The organism is Gracilibacillus sp. YIM 98692 (assembly GCF_010993965.1).
In the GTDB taxonomy this organism is placed as follows: domain Bacteria; phylum Bacillota; class Bacilli; order Bacillales; family Amphibacillaceae; genus Gracilibacillus.
The window spans coordinates 1-16,795 of record NZ_WIXM01000026.1 but is presented as its reverse complement, the minus strand read 5'-3'; the positions used below and the strand labels follow the sequence as shown (position 1 = coordinate 16,795).

At 35.5% G+C, this 16,795-nt stretch carries 13 protein-coding genes; 11 read left to right on the top strand and 2 right to left on the bottom strand.

The features are described from left to right. The first annotated feature begins 24 nt into the window (after positions 1–24). From GHD00_RS16495 to GHD00_RS16465, 7 genes are all read left to right on the top strand, one after another. Positions 25–2,526 (top strand): lipocalin-like domain-containing protein, encoded by a 2,502-nt coding sequence (locus GHD00_RS16495; protein ID WP_163539291.1) that lies wholly within the window; start codon positions 25–27, stop codon positions 2,524–2,526. A 211-nt stretch (positions 2,527–2,737) separates the two neighbouring features. Beyond that, positions 2,738–3,490, top strand: coding sequence for a YkgJ family cysteine cluster protein (locus GHD00_RS16490; RefSeq protein WP_163539260.1), 753 nt, complete (start codon positions 2,738–2,740; stop codon positions 3,488–3,490). 231 nt (positions 3,491–3,721) lie between these two features. Further along, a complete protein-coding gene (locus GHD00_RS16485) occupies positions 3,722–4,018 on the top strand; it encodes a hypothetical protein (protein ID WP_163539259.1) in 297 nt (98 codons plus the stop codon). Between the two features lie 316 nt (positions 4,019–4,334). Beyond that, the gene (locus tag GHD00_RS16480; protein ID WP_240468733.1) at positions 4,335–5,834 is read left to right on the top strand and encodes a spore germination protein; all 1,500 of its coding nucleotides are present in this window, start codon (positions 4,335–4,337) and stop codon (positions 5,832–5,834) included. Positions 5,835–5,860: 26 nt separating this feature from the next. Then, entirely contained in the window at positions 5,861–7,006 is a 1,146-nt protein-coding gene (locus GHD00_RS16475) for a Ger(x)C family spore germination protein (protein WP_163539258.1), read from the top strand. A gap of 3 nt (positions 7,007–7,009) precedes the next feature. Beyond that, positions 7,010–7,252, top strand: coding sequence for a hypothetical protein (locus tag GHD00_RS16470; protein WP_163539257.1), 243 nt, complete (start codon positions 7,010–7,012; stop codon positions 7,250–7,252). A 25-nt stretch (positions 7,253–7,277) separates the two neighbouring features. Further along, positions 7,278–8,369 (top strand): GerAB/ArcD/ProY family transporter, encoded by a 1,092-nt coding sequence (locus GHD00_RS16465; protein WP_163539256.1) that lies wholly within the window; start codon positions 7,278–7,280, stop codon positions 8,367–8,369. A 15-nt stretch (positions 8,370–8,384) separates the two neighbouring features. Here the strand turns inward: GHD00_RS16465 and GHD00_RS16460 are convergent, their stop codons facing one another. Together GHD00_RS16460 and GHD00_RS16455 are read right to left on the bottom strand one after the other, a co-directional pair. Beyond that, positions 8,385–9,179: a sugar phosphate isomerase/epimerase family protein gene (locus tag GHD00_RS16460; protein ID WP_163539255.1), complete on the bottom strand. Its 795-nt coding sequence runs from the start codon at positions 9,177–9,179 to the stop codon at positions 8,385–8,387. 14 nt (positions 9,180–9,193) lie between these two features. Further along, positions 9,194–10,825, bottom strand: coding sequence for a GMC oxidoreductase (locus tag GHD00_RS16455; protein ID WP_240468732.1), 1,632 nt, complete (start codon positions 10,823–10,825; stop codon positions 9,194–9,196). Positions 10,826–11,198: 373 nt separating this feature from the next. Between GHD00_RS16455 and GHD00_RS16450 the strand changes: the two genes are divergently transcribed. From GHD00_RS16450 to GHD00_RS16435, 4 genes are all read left to right on the top strand, one after another. Continuing rightward, on the top strand, positions 11,199–12,353 hold the full coding sequence (locus GHD00_RS16450; protein ID WP_163539254.1) for a D-alanyl-D-alanine carboxypeptidase family protein: 1,155 nt from the start codon (positions 11,199–11,201) through the stop codon (positions 12,351–12,353). Positions 12,354–12,503: 150 nt separating this feature from the next. Then, positions 12,504–14,165, top strand: a complete 1,662-nt coding sequence (locus GHD00_RS16445) for a pectate lyase (protein ID WP_163539253.1) — start codon at positions 12,504–12,506, stop codon at positions 14,163–14,165. An 86-nt stretch (positions 14,166–14,251) separates the two neighbouring features. Next, positions 14,252–15,517, top strand: a complete 1,266-nt coding sequence (locus GHD00_RS16440) for a rhamnogalacturonan lyase family protein (RefSeq protein ID WP_163539252.1) — start codon at positions 14,252–14,254, stop codon at positions 15,515–15,517. 80 nt (positions 15,518–15,597) lie between these two features. Next, positions 15,598–16,437 carry an aldo/keto reductase gene (locus GHD00_RS16435; RefSeq protein ID WP_163539251.1) on the top strand — a complete coding sequence of 280 codons (840 nt, stop codon included), beginning with the start codon at positions 15,598–15,600 and terminating at the stop codon, positions 16,435–16,437. Positions 16,438–16,795 lie beyond the last annotated feature (358 nt).

Sequence of the window (16,795 nt, the reverse complement as noted above, 5' to 3'; positions counted from 1 at the left end):
CTTTGGAAAATATGTTTTGGTGTGATGACTATTTTTGTTACTATCCCATTTTTATTAGGAGCTGCTAAGGAGGATGTTTCTATGAATAGCAATAAACCCGGACAAATAAATCAAGGGGAAGCTCCTAATTTTGGGGAGGTTTCTGTTCATGACCCTTCTATTATTAAAGAAGGAGATACGTACTATGCGTTTGGAACACATATTGAAGCAGCGAAATCTAAAGATTTGATCAATTGGGAAAGGTTCACCAATGGATATGAAACTCCAGGTAACGCTTTGTATGGAGATTTATCCCAAAACTTAGCAGAATCATTTCAATGGGCTGGAGAAGATGATGCAGATAGTTTAGGTGGTTACGCTGTATGGGCTCCAGAAATTTTTTATAATGAACATTATGTTCATGAAGACGGTACAAAAGGCGCTTATATGATATATTACAGTGCATCTTCTACTTATATTCGCTCTGCTATCGGGTATGCTGTAGCAAAAGATATAGAAGGTCCGTATGAATATGTTGATACGTTAGTTTACTCCGGTTTTACAGAAGAAGAGGCTTATGATAACAATAGTACGGTTAACAAACAATGGGAAAATACAAATATAAAAGACCTTATTGAAAACGAGGTCGTATCAAGTGAAAATGATGAATGGTTTTATGATAATGGCGGTTATAACAACACGATGTATCCTAACGCTATTGACGCGAACCTTTTTTATGATGAAGAAGGAAAGCTATGGATGACATATGGCTCTTGGTCTGGCGGTATTTTTATGCTTGAGCTTGATAAAGAAACTGGACAAGCTATTTACCCGGGTGAAGACGGCGCTACAGAAGATGGACGTATGATCGACCGTTACTTTGGTACAAAGATTGCTGGCGGCTATGCTAAATCAGGAGAAGGTCCTTATGTCGTCTATGATGAGAAAACGGGTTACTATTACTTATACATGACATATGGTTGGTTAGGAGCTGATGGTGGCTATAACATGCGCGTGTTCCGATCAAAAAATCCTAAAGGACCATATCTAGACGCACAAGGTCAAGATGCTGTATTACCAGGTAATGTAAGCAACCATACGTATGGCAATAAAATCATGGGGAATTTCCTTTTTGATCGAAAAGTTGGAGATCCTGGAGAAGGTTTAGGATATGGTTATAAATCTCCAGGTCATAATTCCGTATACTTAGATCAAGAAACAGATGAACATTTCCTAGTGTTTCATACAAAATTCCCTGAAAAAGGGGAAGTACACCAAATGCGGGTGCATTCTATCTATATGAATGAAGATGATTGGCCAGTTGTTGCTCCATATCGTTACAGTGGAGAAACATTAGAAAAAGTCAATAGACAGGATATAACAGGAGTTTACAAGTACATTAATCATGGAAAAGAATACTCGGGGGATATTATAACTTCAGAATACATTACATTGCATAAAAATAATAAAGTTTCCGGTGCTGCAAATGGTACTTGGAAAAAAACAAGCCACAATCAAGCAGAGCTAACCATAAATGGAGAAACCTACAAAGGTGTGTTTACAACGCAATGGAACCCAGATGCTAAACAACATGTGATGACATTTACAGCAATGTCTGATCAAGGTGTTGCCATTTGGGGAAGTAAACAAAAAATTGGCTCTGATGAAGAAGTGGTAAATGCCGTTTATGAGGACCTAGACTTAGGGGACACAAACGAAATAAACAATGATTTAGATTTACCAACAGAAGGTACAGCCAATGCAGAAATTAATTGGACAACATCTGATAATAACGTTATCACTAACTCTGGAGAAATCACAAGGCCTGAAGCCGGAGAAGAAGCTAATACTGCTACGTTAACGGCATCCATTAGAAAAGGCGAAGAAGTGAGAACAAAGACATTTGACATTACGGTCTTACCTGTTCAAAACGCTGACCTTGTCGCTCACTTCCCTTTAAACAAAAACTTGGAAGATGTGTATGGGTCATTTGGTACAGGAACACCAACAGGTGATCGTTTGACAAATAGTGGAGGAACGATTTCTTTTCAAGAGGGTATAGACGGGAATGCGGCCTATTTTGATGGATCTTCTGGTGTGCTATTACCAAACAATTTGATTACAAATCATGAATATTCGGTGTCTTTTTGGTTAAAACCCAACGAATTAACACCATATACGACAACATTCTTCGGCGGCTCCGTTCACAGTTGGATTAGCTTGGTACCAAATGGACCTGCTGGTGATCGAACAATGCTTTGGTCAGGGGAAAACTGGTATGATGCTGATGCAAGCTATCAAATCAATACCAATGAATGGACACATGTTGCCTTTTCTGTTCATACTGGAACCGTTAAGCTTTATTTAAATGGCGAAGAAGAGTTTGTTGGTTCTAATTTCCCAGATGTATTTAGTAATGTGAATGCCTCATTTGGTCTTGGTGTAAACCATTGGGATACACCTTACCAAGGATTAATCGATGACTTAAGAATTTACGATGGAGAGTTAACATCAACTCAAATTGACCAATTAGCTAATCAAAACTAACAATAAAGCGTCCTAGTTTGTATCTTTCAAAGATATTACTAGGGCGCTTTTTATTAGCTCGAAACTAGTATGGGCATGGTTCCCTAAGAAAAGATCCTATTTGAAGTTAAAGTATTGGAACAATTCAAATCAACAAAGTGAAAATCGTCATGTTTCAAGCTCCATTATTCTATGCTAAGATGAATATAGGAATGAATAAAGGGGATTAAGAATGAAAGAATTTTTAACAATGGATGATATACAAGCTAAATGTGAAAAATTAAATGAGATATACCAAATAGATGATCAAAAGTTTTTCCGTATTATAGAAAAGTGGGCAGATACTGAAATGTCAGCTGAGACAAAGCTAATAAATAGCTATCAAGAATTGCTTCAACTCGTTAGTGATGAAATAGAAGAAATGGAGCAAGCTGTATCTCTTCATCCTACATGTCAAATGGGATGTGCCTTTTGCTGTTATTTTCCGATCGTTATTAATGAAATGGAAGCTAAGTTAATGCAACAATCCTTACACTATTTTTCCGACGAAAGAAAACAAAAACTAGCTCACCATCTGCAGGCATATTACAGAAAATATCAACAAGACATGGATGAAATCAGTTCTTTTGATCAAGTCGAAAATCCTAATGAATTTAAACTAGCGTTTAAAAGTAAGCAGATTCCATGTGTTATGTTAGATACAGAAACAAATCAATGTATGGCTTACGAAATTCGTCCAACGCCATGCAGAACGTATATGAATTATACGGACCCCAAAGTATGTGAAGAAAATGTAATGCCTAAAGAAACCGTTAGTTTTGAGTTTCTATATGCTGAATACATGGGAGCATTAAATGAATTTTTACAGTATCTATATGAAGAAGGGGATACGGGATTCATTGATTATCCAAATGATATTTACAGAGAAGATTTATTAATTAACTGGATGAAAGATTTTGACAAAGAATTGTTAAAAAATAGCTGAATGGAAAATAGGGACTTATGAATAGGTCCTTATTTTTAATCTTACAAAATCAACCTAATCTTTGAAAAAATTGTGAAGTAACATCACATAAGTCTGGTTTTCTTGTCTTCATTTAAATAGACTATTCATTATAAAATCATTTATATTCTTGAATCAAGAATGAAAGCTATTTTGCGAGCATAACATGTGACTTATACAGTTAAATCGTAAAAAGCTAAGGGAGGAATTGATTTGAAATTAAGCAATTTAAAAAACCTTCAATTCTTTAGTCAATTTACATTAAAGGATGTAGAAGACCGGCTGATTATTACAGCGGATTTTCCCAAAGAATACCTTAAATATCATCAATTAGAAGACCCATTTCTATATGTCGTTTTATACTTACGCGGAAGTGTATTTATAAAAATTATTGATGAAGGATCTGCACAAATCTATGTACCAACAAGAAAGGAAATAGAACAGGAAACCTTTAATCAAATTATACAATTTGCCATAAAAAACGCGCCGCAGTTTAAGAAATACAACTAATGGAAATAGTATCAAAAATCATATAGGAATACTGCCTATATTGGTCTACTTGAATTCATACAAATTTTTATAGATTAACGATTATGATATAATGTTTTTGATTTATGAACTTATAAAATTATGAAGGACTGCTGATTATCCAGCACATCTCCTGCTCTTGCAGTCCTTTAGTGTGATTCCCACTAGTGATTTGCCCACCTACATTTTCCCATCAGAACTTATATTGTGAATATGTAACCTCTTGTAACCTTTATGTATATGTATACTACCTCCCTTTTTCACTAATACTATGTATAAAAGAAGGTTAGTGATCTAAGTGAGACGCCAAATAGTAAGAAATCAACCTGATGTAATATCTTTAGATATAACGGAAAATCAAAAGCAAATAGATAAACAGTTTACGAATTGTTCTGACCTAAAACTTTTTCCTTGGCAATACGGCCCTAAACTTAAACATAAAGCTTTTTCTGTATTTTTTCATACAATGGTACAGCAAAAAGAGCTCAATTATATGAAAGAATCGATGCAGGATCTGGTAACACATGAAGTGGGACCAGCAGAAGAAGTGAATTTGGAAGACGTGATTCGTTTCTTTAGCAAAAATGGTATCTCTTCACAGAACGCAAAAATAGTAAAAAGTTTTGATGAAGCGATAAGTAATGTATTAAGCGGAAACGTTGTTATTTTTTTTCATGGTTGGGATCAAGCGTTATCTTATTCCCAAGCAAAACAAGTTAATGTAAGAGAAGTAACAGAGCCTACTGGAGAATCGGTGGTAAAAGGACCTCATGAGGGAACAGTTGAACAATTAGATCGAAATATTGGTCTCTTGAGAACTCGTTTACAAAATTCTCATTTTAAAATGGAACAATTTAAAGCTGGAGGAACTACGCAAACAGACATTGCTTATGGATACTTGGATGGAGTCGTAGACGAGGGCACATTAGCTGAATTTAAACAAAGAATAAAACGTGCTAAAAAAGGGGATATTTTAGAAACTAATTATATTGAGGAAGTGATTGAAGATAATAATTATTCCCCATTACCACAACATCGATATACAGAACGGCCAGACACTGCAATCGCAGCTCTTTTAGAAGGGAAAATTGTCGTATTGGTACAAGGAACAGGGACTATTTTAATATGCCCCGGACTTCTCACCGAATTTTTTCAAGTGAGTGAGGATTACTACCATAGAGTAATATTTTCTTCGTTTATTCGGCTTATTAGAATCGTTGCATTTTTTTTAGCATTGACGCTGCCTAGTATTTTCATTGCTTTAACGACTTTTCATCCAGAATTAATTCCAACCAACCTGTTAATGGCCATACTTGATACACGTGAAGGTATACCCTTCCCAGCTTTTGTAGAAATTGCCATTATGATTTTTTTCTTTGAATTGCTTCGCGAAGCGGGGATTCGATTACCGAAAACAATTGGATCTGCAGTCAGTATCGTTGGAGCATTAATCATTGGTGAAGCTGCTATTAATGCAAACATTGCTTCTCCTGCTGTAGTTATTTTGGTTGCATTAACAGGTATTGCTTCATTTGCAATCCCGCAATACAGTATTGCTATCAGTATTCGGTTAATGCAAATTCCTTTGATGATATTATCTGCTATATTGGGTGGTTTTGGAATTATGATCGGTTACATACTTATTATGATACACATTACGAGTTTAAGGTCGTTAGGACAGCCATATTTTAGTCCATTAACTCCATTTAGACCGAGACAAATATTAGATGTTTTTATTCGCGCTCCTTTGAAAATATTACAAGATTCACCACGAAAACGGGACAAGCGAAATATTTAAGTCCACCTCACAAGGATGATAAGTCAATGAAACGATGGTTAACGATAGCAATATTACTTTTCTTAACTGGATGTTGGAGTAGCAAAGAATTAGTGGAGTACGGCTTCGTCATGGGAATCAGCATTGATCAAACCGAAAATGAAGAAATTGAATTTCATGCACAAATATATTCTCCAGCAGAAACAATAGGGGGGACAAGCGGTGGGGAAACACCCTTTTACACTAATATTAACTCAAAAGGGAAAAGTGTTTTTGATTCTGCTCGAAATATCCCGGTATATTTAGGAAGAAAAGCTCAATGGAGTCATATGCGAGTTGTCTTAATTGGAGAAGATTTTGCTAAGAAGCATAACATTGGAGATGTTCTTGAATTTTTTTACCGTGATCACGAAACACGTCTCATGTCTTATGTCCTGATTACAAACAGAAAAGCTGCTGATTATTGGGAAATGAAACCATTTATTGAACGTACTATCTCACAAGAGCTACGAACGATTTTGGATAGTTCTGCTAATTTTACAGGAAAGTCCAAAAAAAGCATGCTGTTAAATGTAGCTATGGATTTAAAAAGTAAATCCAAAACAACATTGATTCCATATATTAAAAAAACGGACAATGATTCACTAGCACCAGTTGCAAATGGCGCAGCTGTTGTGCAAGAAGGGAAAATGGTGGATTATCTAGATGCAGCAGATTTCGAAAAAATAATCATGTTAAAGAATGAATACAAAGGAGGTATTATCAACTTTCCTTGTATGGATAAAGAAAATGACAAGCTTCAAGAAACAATTGAAGTGGCTGCTCTTGAAACCAATTTATCTCCTCAATTTAATCAGGAGTCCTTGTCTATTGATATCACTACTAAAATTGATGGTTTTTTGGGAGAATTACAATGCTCTACTGTAACAACAGCAGATGAAGTAGAGAAGTTGGAAAAACATATCGCCAAAAATATTCAAGACGATATGAATCAAGTCATTCACTACTTGCAAGAAAATGAGTTAGATGTTTTAGGTATTGCAGACAAACTTTATCAACAAAAACCTCAACTATGGAAAAAACACGAGGCAGAATGGGGTAAAATGTTGGCTGAAAGTGAAGTTGATCTCGAAGTTGAAGTAAAAGTCGAGAGTACAGGTATGGCTGGCGGAGAAAAAGTAGTGGAGGAGTAAACATTGTTTGAAAATATTCTTTTTTTAACTATCGTAATTATGGCCATGTGGTTAGCTGATTTACGTAGAATTAAACATAGCAGCTTTCGAGAACGAATCATCTATATGATGATGATGATTCCTGTTCTTTATTTAAGTTTAATTTTTGTGATGGATTTAAAATGGCCGAATCTTGATGATCTATTTCACTCCATTTTTGCCAATCCAGCAAAACAGATTGTAGAAACATTAAAGATGGTAAAGTAATGTATGATGTAAGGGGAGTAAAAGCATGAAAAAAATAGAACCAATCACATCTGGACAAATGGCAAGTTTGTTTTTTGCTTTCTTACTAGGTTCCGCTATTATTAATATTCCGCAACCTTTAATAGAAGCTGCTAAAAATGGAGCTTGGATATCTGTTATCCTGGCAAATGGATGTGGTTTGGTTCTATTAACATGCATCTTTTATGTATATCACAAGAATCCTGAGTTAAATTTCATCGGTCATATTCAGCAAAAATTCGGAAAATGGTTAATGATTATCATTGGTGTCCCTATCGTTCTGCAGCTGTTTTTAATGCTATCGTATATTATTATCGATATTGGTGGTTTTTTCACCAACTCTATGATGAGGCAAACACCCTCTTATATGTTTCACTTTTTTATTTTACTCGTTTCTGCTTTAACCGTGAGGTCTGGTTTTGAAGTAATGGCGAGAATGTTTGTATTGCTTTTATGTTACTTGCTATTTTTTTCAATCATAGTGATTATATTGACTGTCCCTTTTTTTCACGTAGACTTTCTTTTACCAGTCTTGCCAGATGGGATTAAACCAGTATTGCATGGTGCTTACCGTAACTTTGGATTTCCCTATATTGAAATTACTCTATTTTCATTATTATTACCATTTGTTCATAAAAATGAGGGGAAAACACTGCAGAAAAAGATGTTTAGTGTACTAATTATACATGGTTTATTATTAATTATTGCTGTCGTTTGTACTATTATGGCTTTTGGTCCTCTTGCAAGTCATTTAAAATATTCATTATTTCAATTGGCTAGATTGATCAATATAAGAGAAATTGTTACAAGAGTTGAATCATTTATTGGTATAGCTTTAGTAGTTGGTTCTTATATGAAAGCAACAATTTCACTTTTTATCCTTAAAGAATTACTTGGGAGTGTCTTTCAATTAAAGAATAAAGACATTCTTATATTTCCCATTACATTAATTTCTCTTCTTTTATCATTGACAATGTTTACAAATGAGCTGGAGTTTGTAGAAGCTGTTCAAGTAGTTTATCCGCTTTATACTACAGTTATTGTAGTACTCCCTTTATTGTTTATAACAATTGTGACACTTATAAAAGGAAGGGAATAATAGGTCAGCGTATGATTAAGCCAAACCTATTTTTCTTAGGTAATCTATACTCATTTGGACACTTTTTAATGGATGTGACGTTACATCCTGTTCTACAAAGTAATATTTAACTCCAATGTCCTTAGCAGCTGAGAATATCAGTGGCCAAATAAGAATCCCTTGCCCAACTTCTTTAAATTCACCTTCCTTGTTGATATCTTTAATATGAAGAAGAGGGACATGCCCATTATATTTATATAGTGTTTCCACAGGATCTAATCCAACTTTCTTTATCCAATATGTGTCTAGTTCCAGTTGTAAATTCGGATCTACACTTTTTATTAATCGGTCGAGCCAATACGTCTCATTAACTTTTTTGAACTCTGCAGTATGAGGATGGTAAACAAGCTGTATATTGTGTTTTTCCAAAACTGTTTGAGCATGTTTTAAAAGGGAGACAAGATCTTGGAACTTTTCTTCATCCTGAAAAAATACTTCTGGAGCATCTGTTACGATAAACTCTGCACCAATATGTTTTGCATATTGCAGGTGTTTCCTTAAATTTTCTTCTAAATCAGCATTTCGGACGAAGAGGGAAATGGCTCTTAACCCAAGTTGATTTAACGCTTTTTTCATATCCTTTGCTGGAATATCGTCATAGTCATATAACTCTAATACTTTATAACCCATTTCCGCAACATTTTGTAACGTTTCTAAATAATCTTTAGAAAATGGTTCCCGTACTGTGAAGATCGTTAACCCAGGAGGGTATTTACTTGTTTCTTGATTGGATACCATTTGCATTTGGTTACCAATACGCCTAAACTTCATCTTTCATCCTCCTATTATTTAAATTGATCTACAATATAATCGACAGTGCGAATGGCTAAAGCCACTGTAGTAAGAGTAGGATTTGCGGTTCCGCTTGTAGGAATGACACTGTTATCAGCGACATATAAACCATTTATACCGTGAATTTGCCCAACATAATTCGTAGCAGAAGTATTAGGATCATCGCCCATCCTACAGGTTCCCATTTCATGAAATTCTTTTCCAAAAGGCCATAAATAAATGTAGGGCTGATCTGTCTCCTCAATAAGTTGTGTTTTCATGGCTGAGGAGGCAGCTCGAACTGCTTTCTTCATCTGGTCGATTACGGCTCGGTCTCTTTCGCTGTAGGTGAATCGTATATCAACTTTAGGTATTCCCAAATGATCTTTTTCATTAGGGTCAATGATGATTTGATTCTCATAATAAGATTCCACCTCACCTGAAGCGTGAAAGTAAATATCCATATCCTCTTGTAAAGGCTTTTGTTCTTCATTTGGGTACCAAAAGTAACCCTCTGGTCCAATAATTTGAATTTGATATGGTCTATCCTTCTGTCCAGGTACTAAAATACCGAGCGTACCTAATAATTCAGGGAATTCCTCACGAGTCACCCTGCCAGTTGCGTATATTCTCGAATGATGAGTTAAATAATGTCCAATTGCCGGTCCTTTAATATCTGAATTTAGCAAGATCCTTGTTGTTTGAAATGTACCAGCAGACAATATGATCGTTTTAGCTTTAAGAAAATGGCGCTTTTTCTCAGAAGACATTACTTCTATTCCTTTTACCTTCCCATGTTCAGCAAATACTTTCACTACTTGTGCATTAACAGCCAAGTCAAAGGATCGCATGTTCAAAGCACGCCCTAATGCAGAAAGAGAGCTATAGAATACATTTGAATGGACTTCTCCGTATTTAGTTGATTGGAGATCAGTTGCAATCGGTTGATCTATGGCATCTGGAAAATAGCTAGCCTGTAGCCGTTGCAGAAGTACTTCAGTAATCGAAGAGCCTTGGGTATAATCTTTCGTAACATTCATTAATTTTTCAGCAATATTGTAGTATTTTTCCATCTGTTTGTTTTTAATGGGCCAATGCTCAAAAGTTGAAGGGCTCATACGGGGGGTAGCACCTAACCAAAATAAAGTTCTGCCTCCTAAAGCAATAACTTCTCGTGAGGAAATATCAGAGACCTCTCTTGAATGATGAAGGAAATAATCTTCAGCACGTTCTGGGTTCATTGTTGGGAGGTTATTTACATGTGTTTGTAAGAGAAGATCTCCTGCCTCTACAACTCCTATTTTCTTTCCAGTGCCCTGCCATTGTTGACATAACCTCCATAGAGCCGCTCCTCCACCGCCACCACTTCCAACAATCAGTACGTCATAGTCTGTCTTTTCCATTTCATCTAGTGAAGTAAGCGGGATCCAATGCAGATTTAAATTGGAATCATCCAGCTTGGGAGAAGAGTTTAATTTACTGTTATCAGACTTAGGCTGACAAGCAAGTTTAATTACTTTCCCTGAAATATTCAAGTTGGGATTATCAATATTAGGGTTAAGGGACATCAGTTCATCGATATTTACATGAAACTTTTTTGAAATGGTTTGTAAGGAGTCATTATGATTAGCAATATAAATTCTCATAATATGTCACACCTCTCGTTATACTCAGGTAAAAAGTGTCTTAATGAATTTTATTAAATAGATGCAATTATATGCTGAGAAGAAGAGGGTTGAAAAATAACAGTAGTAATAAATAAAAGAAGGGGAGAGGCTCCAACTGATCCCGGTGAATATCTCCAAACCATAGGTTCATATTTATGAGATGAAACCCCTATATTAATCTTGTTTCTTAAATTATCGAAATAGTTTATGGTTAAGGTTAATAGAGTTTTTTGCTATCATTTTATGTCTCCTTTCAACATATAAATAGATATACCTTTTAATGCTATTAGAAGAAAATGGCAAATAAAATAGATTCCATAAATATTTACATATATGGAAAGGAGTCATACCAATGATCAAGAAAATAGTACTTCTTTTAACAATATGTTTTATCATATTAGGTAAAAACAATGTTTATGCGGACACTGACAATCAACAAATTAAAACCCTTTCCGAAAATATCTACCATAAAATTCATGCGAAGTCATGGGTAGTGTTAGATCAAAAAACAGGTCAAGTTTTACTACAGAAAGATATGAATAAAAGACAATATCCTGCAAGTATAACCAAAATCGCAACAACTATTTATGCGATTGAACAAGGAAATATAAATGACAGTATAAATGTTTCTGAATCAGCAGTTAAAACAATAGGAAGTAGTTTGTATTTGCATGAAGGAGATAAGTTTAAACTTAAAGATCTTTTATATGGCATTATGCTTCATTCAGGGAACGATGGGGCGGTAGCAATTGCTGAGCATATTGCTGAAAGTGAACGATTATTTGCTGAAAAAGTAACTAGTTTTGCCCAATCAATTGGTGCTAAAAACACGAACTTCACAAATGCCAGTGGGTTACACAATGAAAACCATTACACTTCAGCTTATGATATGGCAACCATTGCTAGATACGCAATGAAGAACCCATTATTTAGGGAAATCGCTTCGAGCAAAACCTATCAATGGAACGAGAGATATTGGACAGATGAGTTAAAAATACATGTGAAGGATGATGCCAATCGAGTCGGTTACCAATGGGATGATCAAAACGTATTAGTAAATCATAATCACCTTCTTTTTAATTATGAAGGAGCAACAGGTATTAAAAATGGTTTTACTAATGAAAGTCTATATACGTTAGTTGGATCAGCAAAAAGAGGAAATAGAGAATTGATTGTAGCAGTTCTACGCTCAATCGATCGCTATTCTGCATATCAGGATGCTACAATACTATTAGACGAGGGCTTTCACACATACAGATTGTTTGCAAATGATGAGAAAGGGTTGGACAAAAAGGATTCAAAAACGGCCAAGCAATCAGTTACTGATAGAGAAAACTTTACCTTTAACCGAGTTGAAAAGAATTTCAAATCTTTAAAAACGTTGAAGCATATGAAAAAGATTGAAAAAGAAAAAACAGTATCTTTCAAATGGCAGTGGATGATAAATGGGATGTTAACCATCCTAATTTTAATATTATATAAATTCGTAGTTCTGAGAAAGAGATAACTCAGCTGGGACTTTTTAATCAAACTACTTAGGTCGTTACAGCAATCCTTTTTATGAGCATATTACATGTAATCGCTTCCGTCTTTTTGTAAAATTATATTGAAATCAAATAGGCGTTGAATAAATAAAGAAGGTGAGGATAAGAAAATATTGGAGAATGATAGGTCTAGAATCAATGCAGTGATTGAATTTTGCGATAATGTTTTAGAAAATGGACGAGATCGTTATAGAAAGAATCCATCTCCGTTGTTTTGTGATGGTATCAATATCGATACCTTAGAACAAATGAAGTGGAACTTCTCTGATATAGGAGAGGTTGTTATTTCTAATTTGGCAACTCAGCAAAATCTATTTCGAACCTTAACATCCTTAAGTATTTTAATAGATGAGCCTAAGTATAAAAATGCAGCCAAGGATGCTATTAGATATCATTTTGATCATTTGCTTGATAAGAGCGGGTTAATTCAATGGGGAGGTCATAAGTTTATAGATCTTAAGACTTTAAAACCGGTAGGTCCAAAAGAAAAAGAATACGTACATGAATTGAAGAATTGTTTACCCTATTATGATCTAATGTACGAAGTGAATTCAGACGTTACATCAAAATTTATTAAAGCTTTTTGGAATGCCCATGTTTATAATTGGGATGATCTTGATGTTGGGAGACATGGAAAGTATGGGCTTGAATTAGGATCTGTTTGGAATCACGAATTAGTCCAGCGTCCTCCATTTCGTGAATCTTCAGGTCTTTCTTTTATCAATACAGGGAATGATCTGATATATGCAGCGTCAAGCCTTTATAGATTGAATGGGGATAAAGATGCTTTTAAATGGGCGAAACATCTTGCTTATCAATATGTATTGGCTAGAGACGAAAAAACAGGTCTTGGTGCCTATCAATTTACTCAACCAAAGAAAACCGAAGAGACAGATGACGATACTAATACATTAAGTAAATACGGGGATAGAGCAAAGAGACAATTTGGGCCTGAATTTGGGGAGGTAGCCTTAGAAGCTAAAATTCTTCGTTCCGGTGGGGCTAATTCCATCTATGGGAAAAATGCTCTAATGCAGCTGCAAATGGCTAAAGAGATCGGTGAAGATGCAAAAGATATCTTAGAATGGACTTATAAAGGGTTATTAAGTTTTGCAACATATGCTTACATTCCGGAAACCAATTCTTTTAGAACCATGTTTACAGATGGAACCGACCTTACAGGATATGTATTGAAAAGAAATGGGTACTATGGGAAAGCTGGCAGTGAATTTAAAAGCCATTCTGCCAATTGTGGTTTTTTATTGTCTTACTCTAGAGCCTTCTTAGATACTGGAGATATTGAACTTTGGAAAATGTCACGAAATATCGCAAAAGGAAATGGGTTCGGTGAGTTAGGGTATGAGCCAGGGAAGGGAGTAGATATTAATGTTGATACCAAATGTTCAGATCCAATTGCCCTATTTGCCATTATAGACCTTTTTAAAGCTACTAGATGTAAGGAGTATTTGAAATTAGGGAGAGTTATTGGTGATAATATTGTTATACGAAGCTTCCATAAAGGTTACTTTATAAATGATTCAACAAGAATGAATGCAAAATTTGATAATTTAGAACCTTTTGCTTTGGTTTCCTTACAAGCAGCTATTGAAGGTAAGATGGAGGATATTCCAGGTTTTATAAATGGGGCAGGATTTATTTCTGGCAGTTATATGTTCCCGGATGGTACTGTTGAGACTATCTTTGATGGAGAATTATATAATTTAAGAAGAGGAGAGGATATATCAACTTTGATTAAAGGTAACCGGGTTCAATGATGCGAATTAAAATCAAAAAGTAATACATATTCCATTATGAAAGCGTTTCGTTAATAAAAGTAAAAAAGAGGAGAGAGTAATATTTTATGAGTCAAATACAGTCAAAGGAACCAAAATTGTTAGGAGAAGTTAATATCAAAGAAGCAGGCTTCAGATGTAAAATGCTTGTAGGTGATTTAAATCAGGATGATCAAATGGAAATACTTATGGTTCAAGCTGACGGAGGAATTGATGACCGTTATGTTCCCCATCAGGTAACCTGTTTAACTGCTTACGATTTACAGGGAAATAGACTGTGGCAGGTTGGAAAGCCTGATGAAAACGCAGGTGGTCCCGGCTCTGATTATCCAGCACAGATCTATGATATTGATGGGGATGGCTGTAATGAAGTACTTTGTGTAATGGATAAAACCTTTTACATATTAGATGGGAAAACAGGAGAAGTAAAAAAATCACATCCTCTTCCTGACCCAGAAGCACATGATTGCATTGTAATTGCGAATCTATCAGGAGGTCCCTTTCCGCAGGACATCATCTTAAAAAATCGCTACCATAAGTTATGGGCCTTAAACTCTAATTTTGAATTGCTATGGACACATGAAGGGAATATAGGTCATTTCCCATGGGTACATGATTTTGATTTAGATGGACATGATGAGGTAATGGCAGGCTATGACTGCCTAGATCATGATGGGAAGGTGCTATGGTCCTGTCATAATTTAGATGACCATGCAGATTGTATCTGGGTAGGGAAGGTAGATCCAACATTACCTGATGATGTAAGTATTGTTATTGGCGGAAGTGTAACCGTAATGTATGCTCCAGATGGCAAGGAAATTTGGCGCTATGACGGTTCCATCGAATCACAGCATATTGCATTAGGGAAATTTCGTTCCGATCTCCCAGGCCTTCAGGTAGCAGGTTTAGATCGCATTATTCGAGGTAATGAGAATGGAAAGGATGGTCTGTTTCTTTTAGATGCAAATGGAAAAGAGGTTTGTAAAGAGGACCGTCAGTCAAAAGGCTGGTTAACCATCATCGAAACGATTCGCGGCTGGGATCAGGAAGAATTAGATTATATTTTAGCCTATCGACGAGGCGGGGGGATTAACCCAACTTTATATGATGGCTATTTAAATCCGGTTGTTACTTTTCCTGTAGATGGCTATGTTGTGCATGCGGATCTTTTTGACAAAGGGACTGAGCAAGTAATTATATACAATGAAGAAACAGCATCCATTTTTTCGTATGAGTATAAGGATTTACACTTGGAAAAGCAGAACACAGGAAATGGGATTAAGCAGCCTAAACGACTATACAGTTCAACCCTTTATCCTGGTGGAGAATATTAAAAAATGCTAATTTTTTGCAATACTTCAGAATAGTCTGAATAATGAAATGAAAGGAATTCTTAAGGAAGGTGTTGTTTAGAATGGTTAATAGTTTAAAAGATAAAACTAGACTACATAACGGTGTAGAAATGCCTTGGTTTGGACTTGGTGTTTGGCAGGTGGAAGATGGTGATCAGGTAATTAATGCGGTCAAGACAGCGCTTAATACGGGTTATATAAGTATCGATACAGCTTCCGCCTATCGAAATGAAGAAGGTGTTGGAAAAGGAATAAAAGAATCTGGAGTAAAAAGGGAAGAAGTTTTTGTCACATCAAAAGTAGGGAATAAACAGCAAGGCTATGAATCTACTTTACATGCAGTTGATGAAAGTTTGGCCAAACTTGGATTGGAATATTTAGATTTATATCTCATCCATTGGCCGGTGCCAGGCAAATACAAAGAAACGTGGAAGGCACTTGAAAAAATTTATAATGATGGAAAAGCACGTGCTATAGGAGTAAGCAATTTTCATGTACATCATCTAGAAGAGTTGATGAAAGATGCAGAAATTAAACCAATGGTAAATCAAATTGAGTTTCACCCGTGCCTTACACAGACGAAAGTACGTAACTATTGTCAGGAAAACAACATTCAAATGGAAGCTTGGTCACCATTAATGCAAGGCCAGCTTCTCAATAACGAGGTTTTAGTAGAAATCGGGGAGAAATATAATAAAACACCAGCACAAGTCATTCTTCGTTGGGACATACAAAGTGGGGTTGTTACGATACCAAAGTCAGTAAAACCGCACAGAATCATCGATAATGCCTCAATATTTGATTTTAAATTAACAAAGGATGAAATGGGGAAAATTGATGCGCTAAATCAGAACAAACGTGCAAATCCAAAGTTAGATCCGGATAATTTTGATTTTTATTAAATGAAAATAGAAAATTCATATTTTGGGTAAGTTTTAAAGAAAAACTTGGCTTATCGCCAAGTCCTAATGGTGAAAGCCTTAGTTTTACTTCATCGGGGTAAAAATGGAACATCTGTTAAGTTCATCTGCTTTTTGCAGGCAACACAGATGTCAGTATCTCCTGTGACCAACGTCGATACTACCCGTCCTGGTCGTGGTACTTTGTACTTAAAAATTTTTGCTGCGTCGAGTAGCCTCCCTGCTAAAATTTTATGCTCTCCTAACGTGTAAAAAAAGGACTATTCAGTCTTCTAAAGTGTACCCTTTGTAAAGGACATTTTAAAAAAAAGACTATGCTACATTGAGAAGATGATTCCTA

Coding starts and splice junctions, on each gene's coding strand:
- GHD00_RS16465 (WP_163539256.1), top strand. CDS start 7,278: ATGAAAAAAATAGAACCAATCACATCTGGACAAATGGCAAGTTTGTTT.
- GHD00_RS16450 (WP_163539254.1), top strand. CDS start 11,199: ATGATCAAGAAAATAGTACTTCTTTTAACAATATGTTTTATCATATTA.
- GHD00_RS16475 (WP_163539258.1), top strand. CDS start 5,861: ATGAAACGATGGTTAACGATAGCAATATTACTTTTCTTAACTGGATGT.
- GHD00_RS16495 (WP_163539291.1), top strand. CDS start 25: ATGACTATTTTTGTTACTATCCCATTTTTATTAGGAGCTGCTAAGGAG.
- GHD00_RS16455 (WP_240468732.1), bottom strand. CDS start 10,825: ATGAGAATTTATATTGCTAATCATAATGACTCCTTACAAACCATTTCA.
- GHD00_RS16440 (WP_163539252.1), top strand. CDS start 14,252: ATGAGTCAAATACAGTCAAAGGAACCAAAATTGTTAGGAGAAGTTAAT.
- GHD00_RS16490 (WP_163539260.1), top strand. CDS start 2,738: ATGAAAGAATTTTTAACAATGGATGATATACAAGCTAAATGTGAAAAA.
- GHD00_RS16460 (WP_163539255.1), bottom strand. CDS start 9,179: ATGAAGTTTAGGCGTATTGGTAACCAAATGCAAATGGTATCCAATCAA.
- GHD00_RS16435 (WP_163539251.1), top strand. CDS start 15,598: ATGGTTAATAGTTTAAAAGATAAAACTAGACTACATAACGGTGTAGAA.